Genomic DNA, 16141 nt, shown 5'->3' with positions numbered 1-16141 from the left:
CATTGGAGAATTATAGAAACCTATTGCCAGACCGTTGGCAACCTTCCACAAAAGACTAACAAAACTGGGCAAGCCTCCTCTCTTGATCAGTTTTTTTGTGGCAATACGTGAATACCGATACGCTTACAATGCACTTGAGATCTGCGGAATCTGCGTAATCTGCGTGGAAAAGAAAAGCTTAGCTGGGATATATTCTCACGCAGATATCGCAGATTTCGCAGATTTTCTGTTCAGATGCTATTATGTAGTGCATGAATGCACTTGAGATCTGCGGAATCAGCGTAATCAGCGTGGGAAAGAAAAGCTCAGCAGGGATATATTCTCACGCAGATCTCGCGGATCTCGCAGATTTCCTATTTAGATACTATTATGTAGTGCATGAATGCACTATGCTCTGCGGCAGGGAATTTTTGTTTATGGCAGTGTGGGATGACGGATGGATACCCCTGCTGACGAGATAGTTCTGACGAAGTTGCTCTGTAACTTCCGGGCTTAATAGAATGGTCTCCCCACTCCATGACACGGAACCCTTGTGGATGCGTATTGTCGCTTTTTCTTTCCAAAAATGTCAGAGTGAGTACCAGTAGTGAGTAAAAGCAAAGTCAGTTCTTGGTTGTTTTGTTTCCATGTCATCAACCAGTCAGATTCTATGTGCGCTTCCCATTCTTGCTCGCAGTAGAAATCTTTGCCGTTTCTGTGCCGGATGGTTGTGGCTTTCTGAAGGGCACCGCTTTCACTTCACTCTTGAGGTTTGGGTCAGCCATTGAAATGTGCAGTCCGAGGTCCTGGTCTACGACTTGGTTACCAGGGGTATTGGGAGTGATGCAATGCAAAGAAATCGTCTCCCGGAAGGCCTGCAATCGCTGTAGAGCGTCCATTTTTGAGAGTCCCTTGAAAGTGATGCGACCCATCATGATTTCTCTGACAAGCTCTCTGTAAGGATAAACCACTTGATTGGCCGAAATGTATCGGAAGGGAATCGTCCTTCTCTGACGCAGACGGTTCAGCGTTGCCTTGGATACGCCCAACACATCAATCAAGTCATTAGTCGACAAGGTTACATCATCAGCCTCATGCAGCAGCTCTCCTCTCTTCTTAAACTCTCTCAGCAATTCGGAGAACTGAGCTGACAGGTTAGAGATCGCATTCATGATCTCTTCATGTCTTTCTTCGTTCATTTCTGTTTTTAATTAGTTTATTTATTAAAATTATACGTCGTTAGTCAATCGCCTTAAGTTGTAAGATTACCTTCGAGTTCATTAAGAACCAAAGTCAGACAAACCACGGTGGTCTTCACTGAAACGTAGCGAGATCATAACATTAACGTAGCTCAAATTCGGGTGCAAAGTAAAAGTTTATTTTTGAGACAATAAAATTTTTAAATACCACCAACAGCCTTTTAGTACCATTGTTGCTAAATAAAATTATAAAAAATGTGAAAAACGAAAGAATATACAGTCGATTTGCGATGAATTATTTGCCCAATGACGTTCTCTCTTTTGCATTCCTTACTAAAAATGGCTATTGATGAACAATGTATATTTTCAAGCGTTGATGTTCAAACTTGATGAAACAGTACCATTAGAATGGTATCATGGACAGTGATGATATGGAGAATGATTTCACAGAGACTCTTTGCCGAAAAGATGGGAGTCTCGCCTGTATACGCGGGGAAATTGCTCAAAGGCGGTGAGAACCTTACCCTCGAGACGATTAGCAAGATTCAAAAGACTATGGGAAAAAATATCATTTCTGTGACTAAGCCTTATGCTATCGTCAAGTCTGTAATTTTGGATCCTATTGTCAGATTCCCGGATAGTGCTGTGAAAAGCGTAAAATATCGGGAAAGTAAGATTAACCAAGATGCATTTGCTGTAGCCAGTGATGCAGCATAATTGGATAGAACAAAATGGAAAATCAAATAAAGTATAGATTCCGTAGAATGGAACTCGAACAGTTTGCCATGTTCGAGGAAAATTACGACAAAGACGTCAAAGAAGCTCAGTTCCAAACTGAGGCACAATTTTCGTTTATGGCAGTGTGGGATGACGGATGGATGCCCCTGCTGACGAGATAGTTCTGACGAAGTTGCCCTGTAACCTCCAAGCGTAATTGGATGGTCTCCCCACTCCATGACACGGAACCCTTGTGGATGCGTATTATCGCTTTTTCTTTCCAAAAATGTCAGAGTGAGTACCTGTAGTGAGTAAAAGCAAAGTCAGTTTGCGTATTTACAACGTAGCAGCCGCTTGACGGTTACTGTTGTCTGATGGTCAGCACAAGGTATTCCGACTGTGTGCCGATGCGGAACTTGGCACCCCAGATACCCAGTCCGGAGCTCACGTAATAGTTGGTTTGTCCTTTTCGCAGCGGACCGAAGGCATCCTCGTAGATGGCATCCGTTATCCAACTGATGGGCCACACCTGTCCATGATGGGTGTGTCCGGCAAACTCGAAATCCACACCATTGTTTTCTGCCTCTTCCAAATGATAGGGCTGATGGTCGAGTTCTATAAGAAAACGAGACTTGTCGACCCCACGCATAACTTCAGAGAGCGACTTGCGCTGGCGGTTGGTGCGGTCGTCGCGGCCGATGACAGTGATGTTGCCAATCCCATCCAAGAATATAGCCTTGTCACGCAGCACCATGATGCCGGCGTCGCGGCAGAACTGCAAGTCAGCATTGAGTCCCGTATAGTAATCATGATTGCCTAAGCAGGCGATGACAGGAATGTCCAAGTTGCGGAACTCCTCAGCCATGTGTTCTTGTGCTACCGGACGGTAACTGCCGTCGATGAGATCACCGCCAATGAGGATTGCATCGGGATGCTCTGCCTTCAGCAGCGTGAGCCATCGGTGAAGGTCGGCACGCGTGTTGTGATAACCCAAATGGAGGTCGCTGACAAGGACGAGCTTCACGTCTTTCTTCATATTCTTCTTCGTCGTCACCATCATTTCCACCCGCTTCTTGTCGTTGTAATGGAAGTAAGCGAGGGCGAACAAAACGGTCAGTGCCACGGCTATACCTCCTGACAGCCATCCGTTACTATGCAGAGCTGCAGAAGGAACTACATGGCAGAGACGCAGCACGTCGAGACAGACGAAGACAAGAAAGAGATAGAGCAGGATCATCAGCCACGATGTCCCCACCTCGTAGGTGAGGGTCGCTAAGGGCATCGGCCAACGGTCGATAACCCCAGACATGGCGACAAAGAAGGTCACAAAAGCCAATGCCATCAGTCCTACGACGGCCATGCGTAAGGGCATGATGTCAGGCAGCAGCTGCCACGTGCGCCACGCCACATAAGTCTGACCGGCGATAGGCAGGAGAAGGAATATCAGGAATGCGAATTTCATAGGTTCCCTCCTATTATGTTACGCCACTCCTATCAGCTCAATGTCGAAGATGAGTGTGGAACCGCCGGGGATGCCAGGCTGAGAGAACTTGCCGTAGCCCATCTCTGCAGGGATGTATAGCTCCCACTCATCGCCGACGTGCATCTGTTGCAGGGCAATGATCCAACCGTCTATGAGGTCGCTCAGTCGCATGGCAATCGGCGTGCCACCACGACTGCTATCGAACTTCTTGCCGTCGATGGTCCAGCCGGTGTAGTGGACGGTAACAATGCTCCGTTTCTGAGGCTGTGCCCCGTTAGGGTTACCCTCCTTCAACACTTTATAATAGATGCCTTTGGGAAGGGCTTTCACGCCCTCCTCCTTGGCTTTGTCCTCCAACCACTTGCGGTTGGAAATGATGTATTCGCGTTTGGCCATAATGCTTGTATCTTCTCTTTTTTACTTTCTTACCTTCACAAAGATATATTATTTGTTAGATTAGTATAATCACCTACAAATTTCATTGGATTTCACTTGTGAACTAATGTTAGTATTAACCGATGCACGGCTATTAGTTTTAACACGAGTTCGATTATTAGTATTTACAGGGCAAAGTTACAACTTTTTTTCTTTTTACAGCAATATAAATTGGAAGAATTATGAGTAAATTTGCTTTGAATGCTTAAAAGCCTTCCTCACTTCTTATAAAACTCCTGTATCTCGGCAATCATATCCTTCACCTCCGTCTTGTCGGTCACTGTTTCCTCCGAACGCGAGGTATAGACCAGTCCGTACTGATTGCACTTCTATGTTGAACTCACCTCCTATTCTTTGCCTTCTTTTTTTATAAAAAGACTTTATGGTTTCTGCCAATCAAATTTTATTTTGTATTTTTGCGAAGAAATATAGATAACGCATCCACCATTGACCGACAAGAACAGAACCTACGTGGCCATCGACCTGAAGAGCTTCTACAGTTCGGTGGAGTGTGTCGCCAGGGGACTCGACCCGCTGACGACCAACCTTGTCGTGGCTGACGTGAGCCGCACGGAGAAGACCATCTGCCTGGCGGTGTCGCCCTCGATGAAGGCCTACGGACTGGGTGGGCGCGCCCGGCTCTTCGAGGTGGTGGAGAAGATGCGGGAGGTGAACTATGAGCGGCGCAAGGCCATCGGCTTCAGGCCGTTCACGGGAAAGTCATTTCTCGCTAAGGAACTGCTGGAGCACCCCGACTGGGAGGCTGACTACATCGCCGCCACGCCGCGGATGGCGGAGTACATCAGGGTGAGCAGTAAGATTTACGGCATCTACCTCAGATATATCGCGCCGGAGGACATCCACGTCTACTCCATCGATGAGATCTTTGCCGACGTGACCGACTATCTGCAATCCTACAAGATGACGGCGCATGAGCTGGCGATGACAATGATCCGTGATGTGCTGCGCACGACGGGCATCACCGCCACGGCGGGCATTGGCACGAACCTCTACCTCTGCAAGGTGGCGATGGACGTGGTGGCGAAGCATATCCCGGCCGACAAGGACGGAGTGCGCATTGCCGAACTCGACGAGATGAGCTACCGCCGGAAGTTGTGGGACCATCAGCCGATGACCGACTTCTGGCGCTTCGGACGCGGCATCGTGGCAAGGCTCAACGGCATCGGCATCGAGACGATGGGACAGTTGGCGAGGATGTCGGTGGACAACGAGGAGCTGCTCTACCGGATGTTCGGCGTCAACGCGGAACTCATCATCGACCACGCCTGGGGCTGGGAACCAGTGACGATGGACTATATCAAAGCGTACAGGCCGGAGACCAACTCGCTGGGCAGCGGACAGGTGCTGCAAAGTGCGTATACGGCGGAGAAAGGCCGAGTGGTGGCGCGCGAGATGGCGGACGCGCTGTCGCTCGACCTGGTTGACAAGCATCTCGTGGGAGACCAGATTGTCCTCACGGTGGGCTACGACCGCGAGAGTCTCACCAATCCCACTATCCGAGCGCAATATCACGGGGAGGTCAGTACCGACTGGTATGGCCGCAGTGTGCCGAAACATGCCCATGGCACGCTGTCATTGGGCCGCCCCACGTCTTCCTCGCAGCAGATCATCCATGCCGTCACCGAGCTCTACGACCGCATCGTCAACCCGGTCTTGCTTATCCGGCGGCTGAACATCACCGTCAACCACGTCATCAGTGAGGACGAGGCACGGCGGCAACAACAGAATACGCCCGTGCAGCTCGACCTCTTCACCGACTATGAGGCGGAAGCACGGGAACAGAAACGCGAGAACGAGGCGACTGCCAAGGAGCGGCGCTTGCAGGAGGCGGCACTGAAGATCAAGAAGGAGTTTGGCAAGAATGCCCTGCTGCGCGGACTGAACTATGCCGAAGGCGCGACACAGAAAGAACGGAACAATCAGATAGGAGGACACAAAGCATGACAGACAACTACGACGACATCATCAATCTTCCGCACCACACCTCACAGCGGCATCCCCGGATGAGCATGTACAACCGCGCCGCCCAGTTCTCCCCTTTCGCTGCCCTCACAGGCTACGAGAAAGCCATTGAGGAAGCAAGGAAGAAGCAGGAAGCGGAGGTGAGGAGGAGGAATACGCCGGTGGAAGACGAGTCTTTGTCAGACATTTAAAAAATATATTGATATGCCCATCACATTACTTCCTTCTCTTCTGTTGGCAATCGTCCTTGTGGGTTTCACGCCAGGACCCGCCAATCTCTTCTCGCTCCATTGTTCAATGAAGAATGGAACGAAGAAGGCGATGACAATGTGGTTCGGACTGCTCACTGGCTTTACTATTGCTGCGACATTAGGTGCTTTTGTAACCCACCTCGTCGGAGCGATGATGGATAAATATGTGGTATGGCTCAAATATGTTGGTTGCGCCTACATACTTTATTTGGCATGGCAAATCTACCGCAGCAAAGGCGAAGCACAAACAAGTGACCATACTTGTACATTTCTCTCGGGAATGGTCGTACAACTTACCAACGCAAAGATCGTCATCTTTGACCTCATGGCTTATACAACATTCGTGCTGCCCTATTCAAACAATTTATCCGACCTGCTGATTATGACAGCACTGCTTGAGATAGCCGGTCCAGGTGCCAATCTCGTCTATCTCTTAGCCGGTGCCGGACTGCATGATTTCTACGACCGACACCCCAAGCAGACAAACACAGTCATGGCAATTCTTTTGTCTGCCTGCGCAATATACATACTGCTGAATTGACGAAAAAACATCATTATGAGGATTAAGAATTATTCTCAATCAAATTGTCGTACTTGTCGATAGAAAGTTGTACCTTTGAGGCTGAAATAAATAACTCATCAGCTTATGACATTCAAGGAATTCGGCCATATTGTCCCCGACTGCCCACATGCAGAGAAAAAGCGGAAGGAGATGAACGAAATATTCGAGGAGGTTTGAAGATGAAAAGGACAAATGGCAGGAACCACCAATCAAAAATCATAGATGACTTCTAATAACAATAATGACTAACAAATGATGAAGAAACTATTTTTATTTCTCATGCTTATGACGGCAATGGTAGTAAATGCACAGACGAAAAGTGCTGTACAAGAGGTTCGCGACTATCTTCACGAGTGTGGTATATTTTATATTGCTACAGAGGAGGGCGATCAACCCCGTGTTCGTCCGTTCGGAGTGGCGGAGGTGCTTAATGGTAAACTCTACATCCAAACGGGTAAGAAGAAAAAGGTATTCAAGCAGATGATGGCCAACCCGAAGTTCGAGATTACTGCCGTAAAACCATCCGGAACGGAGTGGATTCGCATCAGCGGGAAGCTTGTCAACGACGACAGCCGTGAGGCGAAGGCTTATGTGCTTGACAAGAATCCGGAACTGAAGAGTATGTACTCGGCCGACGACGACAATACGGCTGTGCTCTACATCACGGACGGCGTTGCGCAGTTCTGTTCGTTCTCAGCTCCAATGAAAGAGATAAAATTCTGATGGAACAGCGAATAGATATATAGTAGATGCATCTGCTGTCATTCGACCCCGTCCACTTAGGCTATCTCGAAATCGGCAAGCGGGTGGGCAATGCTTTCAAGGATGGAACACAGTTGAAGTAATGTTATCAGCTAATGAATATCGAGCAACCTCAACGCGTTTTGTCTCTTTCTCTGCCTTCTGAGTACGAGGAAGTGTGATGCTAAAATATTTACACTTTGCTGACAACAGTGGCACTGGTAACTGCATCGACATGCGGCGCAACCTCTCCTTCTTATTTTACTTCTCTCTGTATTCTTTTGGCGTCATTCCCACAAACTTTTTGAAGAAGTATTCTATTCTCGCAAGCGTATAGACATGAAGGGATATTTCCCGATAGGCGGCCAGACTGCCACACATTATACTATTCGTCGCGAGAGAGGTATCTCTTTCACCTCACCGATAGTTGACAAGTATGCCCCTCTCTACAATGTTCGCAAACTCAGTACTAGACTAGTGCCGATAACAGGTGACCGGAAATTGGAACAGATGGGACGCTATGAGGAGAACCTCTATTTGGATTCTCCGCCTATTTTTGAGAGAAGTGTTTTCTTGCTTCTTCCATATCCTGTACAGTCTCCATAGTTCCTACATATTGCCCTTGTGAATCACGAACAGCGTGATAGGTGACCAATGTAGCGCGCTGGTTCTTCTCCATCCACACGGAGACGCTGTCGCGTTTGCCCGCACGCAGGTCGGCGATGATGGCGCGAACCATTGGTTCTATCTTCGGAGGATGGCATGAGAACACCTCGCGACCAAGAGCTGCCAAGGGGCGCTTGAACGACTTTTCGGAGAATGGTTGATTGAAATAGCGGTTGATGTTCTCGGCATCTACAAAGGTTATCTCCAAAGGAAGGGTGTCTAGTAGGGCAGCGAGCTGACTGAGGGTGAGTGAACCACCCGGCATGTCTACTCGCAACTCATCCGCTGCGTCGGTCACCGGTTGACTGTTTCTTTGCTTTTCCTCACGGAACAGTGCTTCACCATCTTCCCAAGTCTTTATCGTTATGCCTAAGCATTCCGGATAAGCCTTGCTGTCGACATAGATTTGCCGCCACTCTTCGTCTGTGAAGTTTGCTGTGCAGACAGGAAAGAGAATGCGGTTCTCCTTAAACGTCATCTCGCGTGCCCGCCCGATGAGGTCTTTCACACGATTTTTCCAGTCGTCGCTTAGTCCGTCTTCTTTAGCAGACTGTCTCAACAGCGTAGTGAACTCAGCGCGTATTTCGTCGTCAATGGTCCACATCACTTGCGACGGACCGTAGATGCCATGCTTCGTTTTGAGCAGTGGATAGATGAGGTCACCTTTTTTAGCATAGTGCACAGCCAATCCGCTGGCTTTGCGCAATACGTCTGTCACATCCTCTTCTCCATCCAAAGCCCGCAGCACATTGCCGAGTGCCTCGACAATGGCTTCGTTCTCATGATAGAAGGTTTGAAGAGGATGACCGTCAATGGCCCGCAACTCAGCAGTCTTGTCTCTGTTCTCTGATGCTTGCCCCACCATCATTGCCTCTTGGTCGTGGTGAAGACCATGATGCAGATGCGGATACACATCTTCATCGTTGTTCTTGCCGTGGAAAAGAGCAGAATGCACATCACACAGCTTCTTTACCTCATTGACCGACTGCCCCTCGCTGATGAGTTCCTGTTCAGCCCGCATGATGTCGTTGGCGGGTACATCCTTGAACTGGCTCACGAAGTCGGCGCGTACGCTCTCCATGGACTCTCCTTCGTTGATACGCCGGAGCAGTGATTTGATCTGTTGGGTAGTGTCAGTCACAGGAGCCTCCTGTATTTTTGATGACGGTTCATCAGACTTAGTATGATTGCCGACAACAGTAAATCCATTGTCTTCCAACGCTTTCACTACGGCTTCCATGCCGATGCCTCTCATGGCTGCTCCCTGACTGATCGTCATCAGCTTACCCACAGACATCCGGATGGCTTTCTTCGTGATCTCGCTGAACCCGAGCGAAGCCATTATATCGATGAGCTCCGGATACGCCTGGGTAAGCTGGTAAACGGTCTGTGTGAGGTCTATCTTCTTTTCCATATCTTCTATAGTTCGCTCTTGATACTTTCTGTCCAGCTCTCGATGCGGTTGTCAATGGCGTCCTCGTCCTCAGAGCTGTCAATAGCTAAGCCTACAAACTTACCGTCGACTACTGACTCTGAGTCGTCATAGGTGTAGTTGTCGGCTGCTACCTGCCCGATGAGTTTTGCGCCGCTGTCCTTCACGGCATCGTAGAGAGCTGACATGCCACCGCAGAACGTGTCGCTGTATCCGCTGGCATCACCGCAGCCAAAGAGGGCGATAGTCTTGCCCTTGAGATCGGCACTTTTCAGCATCTCCACGCCGTCGTACCAGTCATCCTGCAATTCACCGGCACCCCAAGTCGAGGTTCCAAGCAGCAGATTGTCGTACGTAGACAGCGTGTCGGCATCGACGTCGGCTACATTCTTCACATCGCTCACGCCTAACTTCTGAGCTATCTTCTCAGCATACTCCTGGCAATTGCCGGTGGTGGATCCGTAAACTATGATTGTCTTCTTCATATTTCTGATTCCTTTCTAATTTTTTGTTGCAATGAACTCACCTTTCAATGAGTAGTTGTATTTGAATTTATGGGCAGGCCAAAGTCTGCCCTTGGTGTGTGTATGCTTACTCTCCCTGTTGCTCCATTTGTAGGAATCCCGGGAAGATGAGGTTGTTCTCCAGAGAGATGTGCTCTTTGAGATCGAGGAAGAACTGCCGGAGCTGCTGGTTCATGAGATGATAGGATGCGCAGCCGTCGGACGGTGTCTCGAAGTTGTGTGTCAGTTCGGTGATATGCTCCCACATCTCGCCTGTGGCATCGTGCTCTAGCATCATTTGTCTGATGGGGTTGGCGATGGTTCCGCAATGGCAGGGAGCAGCGGGCCGACCCTCTTCTTGTGCATGATACATCTCGTAGAGCTGTGGGAAGAGAATATTCTCCTCCTTGGCGAAGTGGCTGTCGAGTTCCTCAAACGAAGCGGCTACAGCATCTCTCACGTCTAAGAGCTCGGGGTGACGGACACCATGTACGCTGGCTACCTTACTGACGAGTTGCATGAGTGCTTCGTGGTGAAGGTGGAAGTTGCGGTGATGCTTCTTCAGCACATAGTCGAGAAGCAGGTCCAGTGGCCAGTTGGCGAAGTCGGGAGCGCCGCCGGTAGCAACCTCTTTCCCGTCGAGCTTTGCCAGCACGTCGTCGGCGTTGAGTCCTTTCTTCTCGCAGGCTGTCTGCAGTGTGTCCGAGCCGTGGCAGCAGTAGTCGATGCCCATCTGCTCAAGTGTCTGTGCACGATTGAAATCCTCGGCTACAATGGAGCCGACCGTCATGTCCTTTGTCAGTTTGCTGTTCATAATCGTATATCTTTAATTGTTATTTGTTTACTTGTCTTTTTGACTTCACTGACATAATTGCAAAAGTGATACCATTGTGGCACGATGTCGAAAATACAACTGTCGTTGGTAACAAATGTGATCTTTGCTCTGCCATGCGGTTCACATAGGTGACCGTGCGGTAACAATTGTGACCACATTATTAATAATAAAAAGACGGCACGGCTTTTGTGACAATTAGGTTAGAAGAGAAACCAATAATATGCTGACAATGATGGCAAACAATGAAACGAATGATTTGAGGAGTGAGACGATGAGAGCCAATATCCGAAGAGGAGAACGCACAAGAGTGGTCATCGTGGGATGCGGATTGGGCGGACTGAAACTGGCCGTGAGTCTGCGCCACTCCGGTTTTCAGGTGGTTGTGGTGGACAAGAACAACTACAACCAGTTCCCGCCACTTATCTACCAGGTGGCCTCGGCAGGACTGGAGCCCAGCAACATTGCGTTTCCTATCCGGCGGCTGTTCCAAGGCTATCCCCATTACTACTTCCGCATGGCTGAGGTGAAGTCGATCGACGAAAACGAGAAAGCCATTCAAACTTCTGTCGGCACCATTCACTACGACTACTTGGTGCTGGGCATGGGGGCAACAACCAATTTCTTTGGCAACGAGCAGATTGCACACAATGCGATCCCGATGAAGACTGTCAGCGACGCGATGGCTCTTCGCAACCATATCCTACATAATCTGGAGCTGGCGGAAACGGAGACAGACGCTGACAAACGGCAGAAATTTATGAATGTGGTCATCGTGGGTGGCGGGCCATCCGGCGTGGAGATTGCGGGCGCGCTCGCCGAGATGAAGAAATACGTAGTACCGCGCGACTATCCTGATTTGGCTGACCGGATGCATATCTATCTCGTCAACTCTGGTGACCGGTTGCTCAAGGCGATGGATAAAAAATCGTCAGCTACGGCAGAGAAGGAGCTGGTTCGCAAGGGTGTTCATGTGCGCAAAGGTTGGCGAGTCACCGACTATGACGGTCGTGTCGTGAGAATGAAAAATGGCGAGACCATCGAGTCGGCTAATGTCATCTGGGTGAGTGGCGTGAAAGCCAACACCATAGCAGGCTTACCGGATGAGGCCGTGGGGCATGCGGGGCGATTGCTTTGCGACCGCATGAACCGTGTGAAAGGTATGACCGACGTGTTTGCTATTGGCGACCAAAGTCTTATCGAGGGTGATGCAGCATGGCCACAAGGTCACCCACAGCTAGCCCAAGTGGCATTGCAACAGGCCGAGAACGTGGCGCGGAATATCGTTCGGAAAGAGCATGGTCAGGACATGCGTCCCTTTGTCTACAAGAATCTTGGCACCATGGCGACCATAGGCCGTAAGGCTGCCGTGGCGGAGATAGGCAGATGGAAGTTCGGCGGGCTCACGGCCTGGCTATTGTGGCTTGTCGTGCACCTGCGATCGATTCTCGGCGTAAAGAACAAGTTCTTCGTGCTGCTCAACTGGCTGTGGAACTATGTCAACTACAAGCAGAGCCTGCGACTGATATTAAGGTCAAATAGGGAGAAATGAAGGAATCTGCCGGTTATCAAATAATCGACACCGCTCGCTGCTTCAAAAAGACAAGTTCAAGGCTAAGTATGACAAAGCCCAGAAGGAGCTTTTAAAAAAGACGCTCGTAAGATAACATTGACCGAAGAACAAAGTCGGTTATGCGGAGGAAATTTCGATAAGCTGCGCAATCTTGTAGCAACTTTTTTAGAGTAAACATTATGACACAGGAAGAAATCATGAAGCTTGTTACAAGCAAGGACGGATTCATAGGCCATGCGATGAATATTCCGCATGACAGGCAGAACAAGACCCACGAACTGGTATTGGAATATAATCAGACCAATCCGGCGGACACAAAGCGCCAAGAAGAATTGCTCAAGCAGATACTCGGTACGTATTACGAACGAGTCGTGATCCAGCATGGCGTTCACTTCGACTTTGGATTCAACACCCATTTCCTGGGTATGGCCTATGTCAACTTTGGAGTTACCTTCCTTGACACGAGTCCAATAACGATTGACGACATGTGCTTCATTGCGCCCGGAGTAATCCTCACTTGTACCGGTCATCCTGTCGTGGCTGAGCAAAGAGATCAAGGCATAGAAACATCGAAGCCGATAACGATCGGCAACAGTGTTTGGATAGGTGCGCATGCTACCATCTGTGGGGGAGTAACGATAGGTGATCATGCTGTGATAGGTGCCGGAGCCGTGGTCCTTCACGACGTTCCTGAGAATACAATCGTAGCTGGTGTCCCGGCCAAAGAGATAAGGAAAATCACGGATAAAGACATCATCACGTCAGACAAAATATTGTTCTAACATACCGAAAGGCCGTCCGCTGACCGTAAAGGAAGAGATATGCATCACCCGTGTCATCATGGAGTGGTTGAGAAGAAATGACCAGTAAATGAGCTATAACGAGACGATAGACAACTACCTCTATGATGAGGAGAACGAGTATACACAAGCCAACGACCTGTGGGAAGACTTCTTTATGGAGAAGCAGGACGAGATAGACGAACGGCCATGGATTCAGGCGGATGCCCTGGTCCATCGCAATGAGTTGAACAGACAAGTCGGCGATATGCTTGACAGAGTGCTGCCGGAAGAAGAGCGTGAACTATTGCGCCTGTATTTCGGAATCGGTCGCCGTCGGCATTCCATGGATGAACTCATCGCACTCTTTGACAACGAGCGCAAAGTGAACACTCTTCTACAGTCAGCTATGGAGAGGTTGCGATATTCCGACGAGATACTTACTATCTACAAGTATCTACACAGATAGTTCGGTGTCTCTGCCAAAAATATTGTGACATTAGCGATCACAACCTGTCGTGATTCCGGCAAGACCGACACGCAGTTCGATTTCAAACAGTCCGACATCATCACAACCTGTCAGTGATTCCGGCAAGACTCGAACTTGCAACCTTCTGCTCCGGGGGCAGACGCTCTATCCATTGAGCTACGGAACCATCAGACAGCTATTTTTTTCTACTTTTTGTTTCGTCTTCATCGAAATAACTTCCCTTTGGCATCGGTGCGCTGCAAGCCATGCACTCGTTGTAGCGGACACGGGAGCGACGCTCACGGGCGAACATTCTTTCCGTTCCAGCCTCGTCTTCCTTGAACTCCAAGTGATTATCGATCGCCATCGCACCAGCCATGCCCTCCACGTCGAGGTTGTCGGTGCCGATGAGTGTGAAAGTCCAGTTCAACTTCTTCAGTTTTCCGATGAGTGTCTTGATCATCTTGAGGTTATACTCCTCCGAGCAGTTCTCCTCGCCATCGGTGATAATGGTCACCAGCACATGGTCGTCAGCCGTTGTCTGGGCGTTGAGCTTGCTGATACCCATGCCGATGGCGTCGTAGAGCGGTGTGGCACCACCGGGGCGGTACTCCTTGTTTGTGAGTTTGTGCGTGGCGCTTGCGGGCACATTGTCGAAGATGTAACGCTTGTGCGAGCTGTCGAAGGTGATGAGCGTCACGCGCTGCTCCATGTCCTTATGAAGCCCTTGCATCTTCTTCACGGTCTCTATTGTCTCGTTGAGCCCCATGAGGGCTTTCTTCTCGATGACACACATGCTGCCGCTCTCGTCGACAATAATCAGATTGAATACTCGTTTCATAGCTTTTCTCCTTATTATTTTTGTTTTTAAACTTAATTTTCCGAGCTCGTTTATCTTTTAAAAGAATAAAGGCACTGAAAAATTAAGTACCAATCGTTTTTTTTATTAAATTTGCATGAAAATGGGAAAAGAGCAAAATAAGAAACCGACTGACGGACTGTCCGACGAAGAGATTATCGAAGGATTGCGAAACCGTGATCCGCAGATTACCCGTGACTATTTCTACGGCGTCTGCCGCATCGCTTACCACATCTATAATAAGCACTATGGGCTGGAGTGGAAAATGGGACTCGACTTCTACAGCATTGCCCATGAGTATTACCTCTCCCTTGACAAACACGACTTCCGCCAATTAGAGGACCGCAAGCCCGGAATGACGCTGAAGACATGGATGATCAATGGCTTCCGCTTCGTGCTGCTCGACCGCCTGAAGGACTACAACAAGGAGCAGTGCTTGCAGAGCTTCGAGGAGCGGATGGAGAAGGCCAGCCTGCGTTTCGACGTCCCCGACAACAACTTCTCTGAGGACTTCCGCAACACAGTCTATGAGATTTGCTCTGACGTGTTAGGCCGCGACCACCGCTCGTCCATCATCCTGCAAATGATGCTGATAGAGGGTTTCAAGGGCAAGGAGGTGGCCAAGCAGCTGGGCATCACCCCCTCGGCCGTGACACAGAAATACCACCGGCTGATGGAGGAGGTTGTCATCCCCTATTTCAAACATTACTATGTGGCACCTGCCATCGAGTCTTCCATGGCAGATGTTTATTATGAAGAAAGCAGTATAAAGCCAGTCCAGGAAAGTCAACTGTCGTTTTCAAACCAAATACCACCAACTATGGAGAAAGATTATTCAAAGCGTATCACACCCGACTACATCACCTCACTCAAGCCCAACGAGATTTTCGTCTTCGGCAGCAACCTCGCCGGTATGCACGGAGGCGGTGCCGCACGCATGGCACGACTCTACTTCGGTGCTGTCCTCGGCAACGGCGATGGTCCGCAGGGGCAGAGCTACGCCATCCCCACCATGCAAGGTGGCGTGGAGACCATCCAACCCTATGTGGATAAGTTTATCAGCTATGCCAAGGCGCATCCAGAACAGACGTTCCTCGTCACCCCGATAGGCTGTGGCATCGCTGGATTTACGCCCGACGACATCGCCCCGCTATTCGAGAAAGCCATCTGCGTGGAGAATATCCATCTGCCGCAGAGCTTTTGGGAAATATTAGTCTGACAGACTTTTCGCTGCCCTCACCGGCTACGAGAAAGCCATTGAGGAGGCAAGGAAGAAGCAGGAAGCGGAGGTGAGGAAGAGGAATGCGCCGGTGGAAGATTTCTGATGCTATGACAATTATTCTCTGCCAAATACTCGTACTTGTCGATATAAAGTTGTACCTTTGAGGCTGAAATAAATAATTCATCAGCTTATGGCATTCAAGGAGGTTTAATATGAAGAACATTCTAACAATCGCATGTGTGGGTTTTCTTATGGCAGCCACATCATGCAAGGCGCAGGACAATCTCCAGCTGCCGAAACCACTCATGGACAATCAGGTGACGCTGATGCAGGCTTTGCGAAACGGAAGGCTCGTATGGATGTTGTCGATGCGGGATATGTGCCGGAAAACATCTGCCGCACTTGCATTGCGCTTGGGTTGAACACCGTTCCCCGTATCACCATCATTTGAGAAGA

General features: G+C 49.4%; 19 protein-coding genes, 1 tRNA gene and 1 pseudogene. 12 read left to right on the top strand and 9 right to left on the bottom strand.

The genetic code is table 11. The annotated features are described in order from the left end of the window. Window positions 1-492 precede the first annotated feature (492 nt). Window positions 493-633, bottom strand: coding sequence for a hypothetical protein (locus tag FYJ73_RS13205; RefSeq protein ID WP_154535196.1), 141 nt, complete (start codon window positions 631-633; stop codon window positions 493-495). Between the two features lie 14 nt (window positions 634-647). Beyond that, on the bottom strand, window positions 648-1178 hold the full coding sequence (locus FYJ73_RS13200; protein WP_154535191.1) for a hypothetical protein: 531 nt from the start codon (window positions 1176-1178) through the stop codon (window positions 648-650). A 408-nt stretch (window positions 1179-1586) separates the two neighbouring features. Between FYJ73_RS13200 and FYJ73_RS16335 the strand changes: the two are divergent. The 3 genes and pseudogenes from FYJ73_RS16335 to FYJ73_RS13190 all read left to right on the top strand — a co-directional run. Continuing rightward, window positions 1587-1733 (top strand): annotated as a pseudogene (locus FYJ73_RS16335) (helix-turn-helix domain-containing protein); the annotation flags it as partial. Continuing rightward, window positions 1734-1895, top strand: a complete 162-nt coding sequence (locus FYJ73_RS15995; RefSeq protein ID WP_235899375.1) for a hypothetical protein — start codon at window positions 1734-1736, stop codon at window positions 1893-1895. It begins immediately after the preceding pseudogene. Window positions 1896-1909: 14 nt separating this feature from the next. Then, entirely contained in the window at window positions 1910-2077 is a 168-nt protein-coding gene (locus tag FYJ73_RS13190) for a hypothetical protein (protein WP_154535189.1), read from the top strand. Between the two features lie 179 nt (window positions 2078-2256). Here FYJ73_RS13190 and FYJ73_RS13185 read toward each other — a convergent pair whose 3' ends face one another. Together FYJ73_RS13185 and FYJ73_RS13180 are read right to left on the bottom strand one after the other, a co-directional pair. Continuing rightward, window positions 2257-3357, bottom strand: a complete 1101-nt coding sequence (locus tag FYJ73_RS13185; RefSeq protein ID WP_154535188.1) for a metallophosphoesterase — start codon at window positions 3355-3357, stop codon at window positions 2257-2259. Between the two features lie 18 nt (window positions 3358-3375). After that, window positions 3376-3774 (bottom strand): BamJ family beta-barrel-assembly machinery protein, encoded by a 399-nt coding sequence (locus FYJ73_RS13180; protein WP_154535187.1) that lies wholly within the window; start codon window positions 3772-3774, stop codon window positions 3376-3378. A 486-nt stretch (window positions 3775-4260) separates the two neighbouring features. Between FYJ73_RS13180 and FYJ73_RS13175 the strand changes: the two genes are divergently transcribed. The 4 genes from FYJ73_RS13175 (at window position 4261) to FYJ73_RS13160 (ending at window position 7332) form a co-directional block, all read left to right on the top strand. Continuing rightward, complete coding sequence (locus FYJ73_RS13175; protein WP_154535186.1) at window positions 4261-5778, top strand: Y-family DNA polymerase; 1518 nt, start codon at window positions 4261-4263, stop codon at window positions 5776-5778. Beyond that, window positions 5775-5987 (top strand): hypothetical protein, encoded by a 213-nt coding sequence (locus FYJ73_RS13170; RefSeq protein ID WP_154535185.1) that lies wholly within the window; start codon window positions 5775-5777, stop codon window positions 5985-5987. Before FYJ73_RS13175 ends, FYJ73_RS13170 begins: the two co-directional genes overlap by 4 nt. A gap of 13 nt (window positions 5988-6000) precedes the next feature. Continuing rightward, the gene (locus FYJ73_RS13165) at window positions 6001-6588 is read left to right on the top strand and encodes a LysE family translocator (RefSeq protein ID WP_154535184.1); all 588 of its coding nucleotides are present in this window, start codon (window positions 6001-6003) and stop codon (window positions 6586-6588) included. A 273-nt stretch (window positions 6589-6861) separates the two neighbouring features. Further along, on the top strand, window positions 6862-7332 hold the full coding sequence (locus FYJ73_RS13160) for a pyridoxamine 5'-phosphate oxidase family protein (RefSeq protein ID WP_206081779.1): 471 nt from the start codon (window positions 6862-6864) through the stop codon (window positions 7330-7332). Between the two features lie 568 nt (window positions 7333-7900). On the opposite strand, the gene FYJ73_RS13150 is transcribed toward FYJ73_RS13160, so the two are convergent. The 3 genes from FYJ73_RS13150 to ric all read right to left on the bottom strand — a co-directional run bounded on the left by FYJ73_RS13150 (window position 7901) and on the right by ric (window position 10765). Further along, window positions 7901-9430 (bottom strand): DUF438 domain-containing protein, encoded by a 1530-nt coding sequence (locus FYJ73_RS13150; RefSeq protein WP_154535183.1) that lies wholly within the window; start codon window positions 9428-9430, stop codon window positions 7901-7903. Window positions 9431-9435: 5 nt separating this feature from the next. Then, window positions 9436-9933 (bottom strand): flavodoxin FldA, encoded by a 498-nt coding sequence (gene fldA / locus FYJ73_RS13145; protein WP_154535182.1) that lies wholly within the window; start codon window positions 9931-9933, stop codon window positions 9436-9438. A gap of 106 nt (window positions 9934-10039) precedes the next feature. Further along, window positions 10040-10765 (bottom strand): iron-sulfur cluster repair di-iron protein, encoded by a 726-nt coding sequence (gene ric, locus FYJ73_RS13140; RefSeq protein ID WP_154535181.1) that lies wholly within the window; start codon window positions 10763-10765, stop codon window positions 10040-10042. Between the two features lie 292 nt (window positions 10766-11057). On the opposite strand from ric, the gene FYJ73_RS13135 reads away from it, so the two are divergent. The 3 genes from FYJ73_RS13135 to FYJ73_RS13125 all read left to right on the top strand — a co-directional run bounded on the left by FYJ73_RS13135 (window position 11058) and on the right by FYJ73_RS13125 (window position 13604). Then, window positions 11058-12335 (top strand): NAD(P)/FAD-dependent oxidoreductase, encoded by a 1278-nt coding sequence (locus tag FYJ73_RS13135; protein ID WP_154535194.1) that lies wholly within the window; start codon window positions 11058-11060, stop codon window positions 12333-12335. 200 nt (window positions 12336-12535) lie between these two features. Further along, complete coding sequence (locus FYJ73_RS13130) at window positions 12536-13138, top strand: sugar O-acetyltransferase (RefSeq protein ID WP_154535180.1); 603 nt, start codon at window positions 12536-12538, stop codon at window positions 13136-13138. An 88-nt stretch (window positions 13139-13226) separates the two neighbouring features. After that, window positions 13227-13604 carry a hypothetical protein gene (locus FYJ73_RS13125; RefSeq protein WP_154535179.1) on the top strand — a complete coding sequence of 126 codons (378 nt, stop codon included), beginning with the start codon at window positions 13227-13229 and terminating at the stop codon, window positions 13602-13604. 114 nt (window positions 13605-13718) lie between these two features. Here the strand turns inward: FYJ73_RS13125 and FYJ73_RS13120 are convergent. Together FYJ73_RS13120 and FYJ73_RS13115 are read right to left on the bottom strand one after the other, a co-directional pair. Continuing rightward, window positions 13719-13791, bottom strand: a tRNA-Arg gene (locus tag FYJ73_RS13120). Between the two features lie 9 nt (window positions 13792-13800). Further along, complete coding sequence (locus FYJ73_RS13115) at window positions 13801-14445, bottom strand: vWA domain-containing protein (RefSeq protein WP_154535178.1); 645 nt, start codon at window positions 14443-14445, stop codon at window positions 13801-13803. A gap of 838 nt (window positions 14446-15283) precedes the next feature. Between FYJ73_RS13115 and FYJ73_RS13110 the strand changes: the two genes are divergently transcribed. Beyond that, window positions 15284-15682: an A1S_2505 family phage non-structural protein gene (locus FYJ73_RS13110; protein ID WP_154535193.1), complete on the top strand. Its 399-nt coding sequence runs from the start codon at window positions 15284-15286 to the stop codon at window positions 15680-15682. 215 nt (window positions 15683-15897) lie between these two features. Beyond that, window positions 15898-16107: a hypothetical protein gene (locus tag FYJ73_RS13105; RefSeq protein ID WP_154535177.1), complete on the top strand. Its 210-nt coding sequence runs from the start codon at window positions 15898-15900 to the stop codon at window positions 16105-16107. Window positions 16108-16141 lie beyond the last annotated feature (34 nt).

The organism is Hallella mizrahii, from assembly GCF_009695775.1.
Classification (GTDB): Bacteria; Bacteroidota; Bacteroidia; order Bacteroidales; family Bacteroidaceae; genus Prevotella; species Prevotella mizrahii.
The sequence above is the reverse complement of the archived record's forward strand: the minus strand, read 5'-3'. Positions and strand labels throughout refer to the sequence as shown.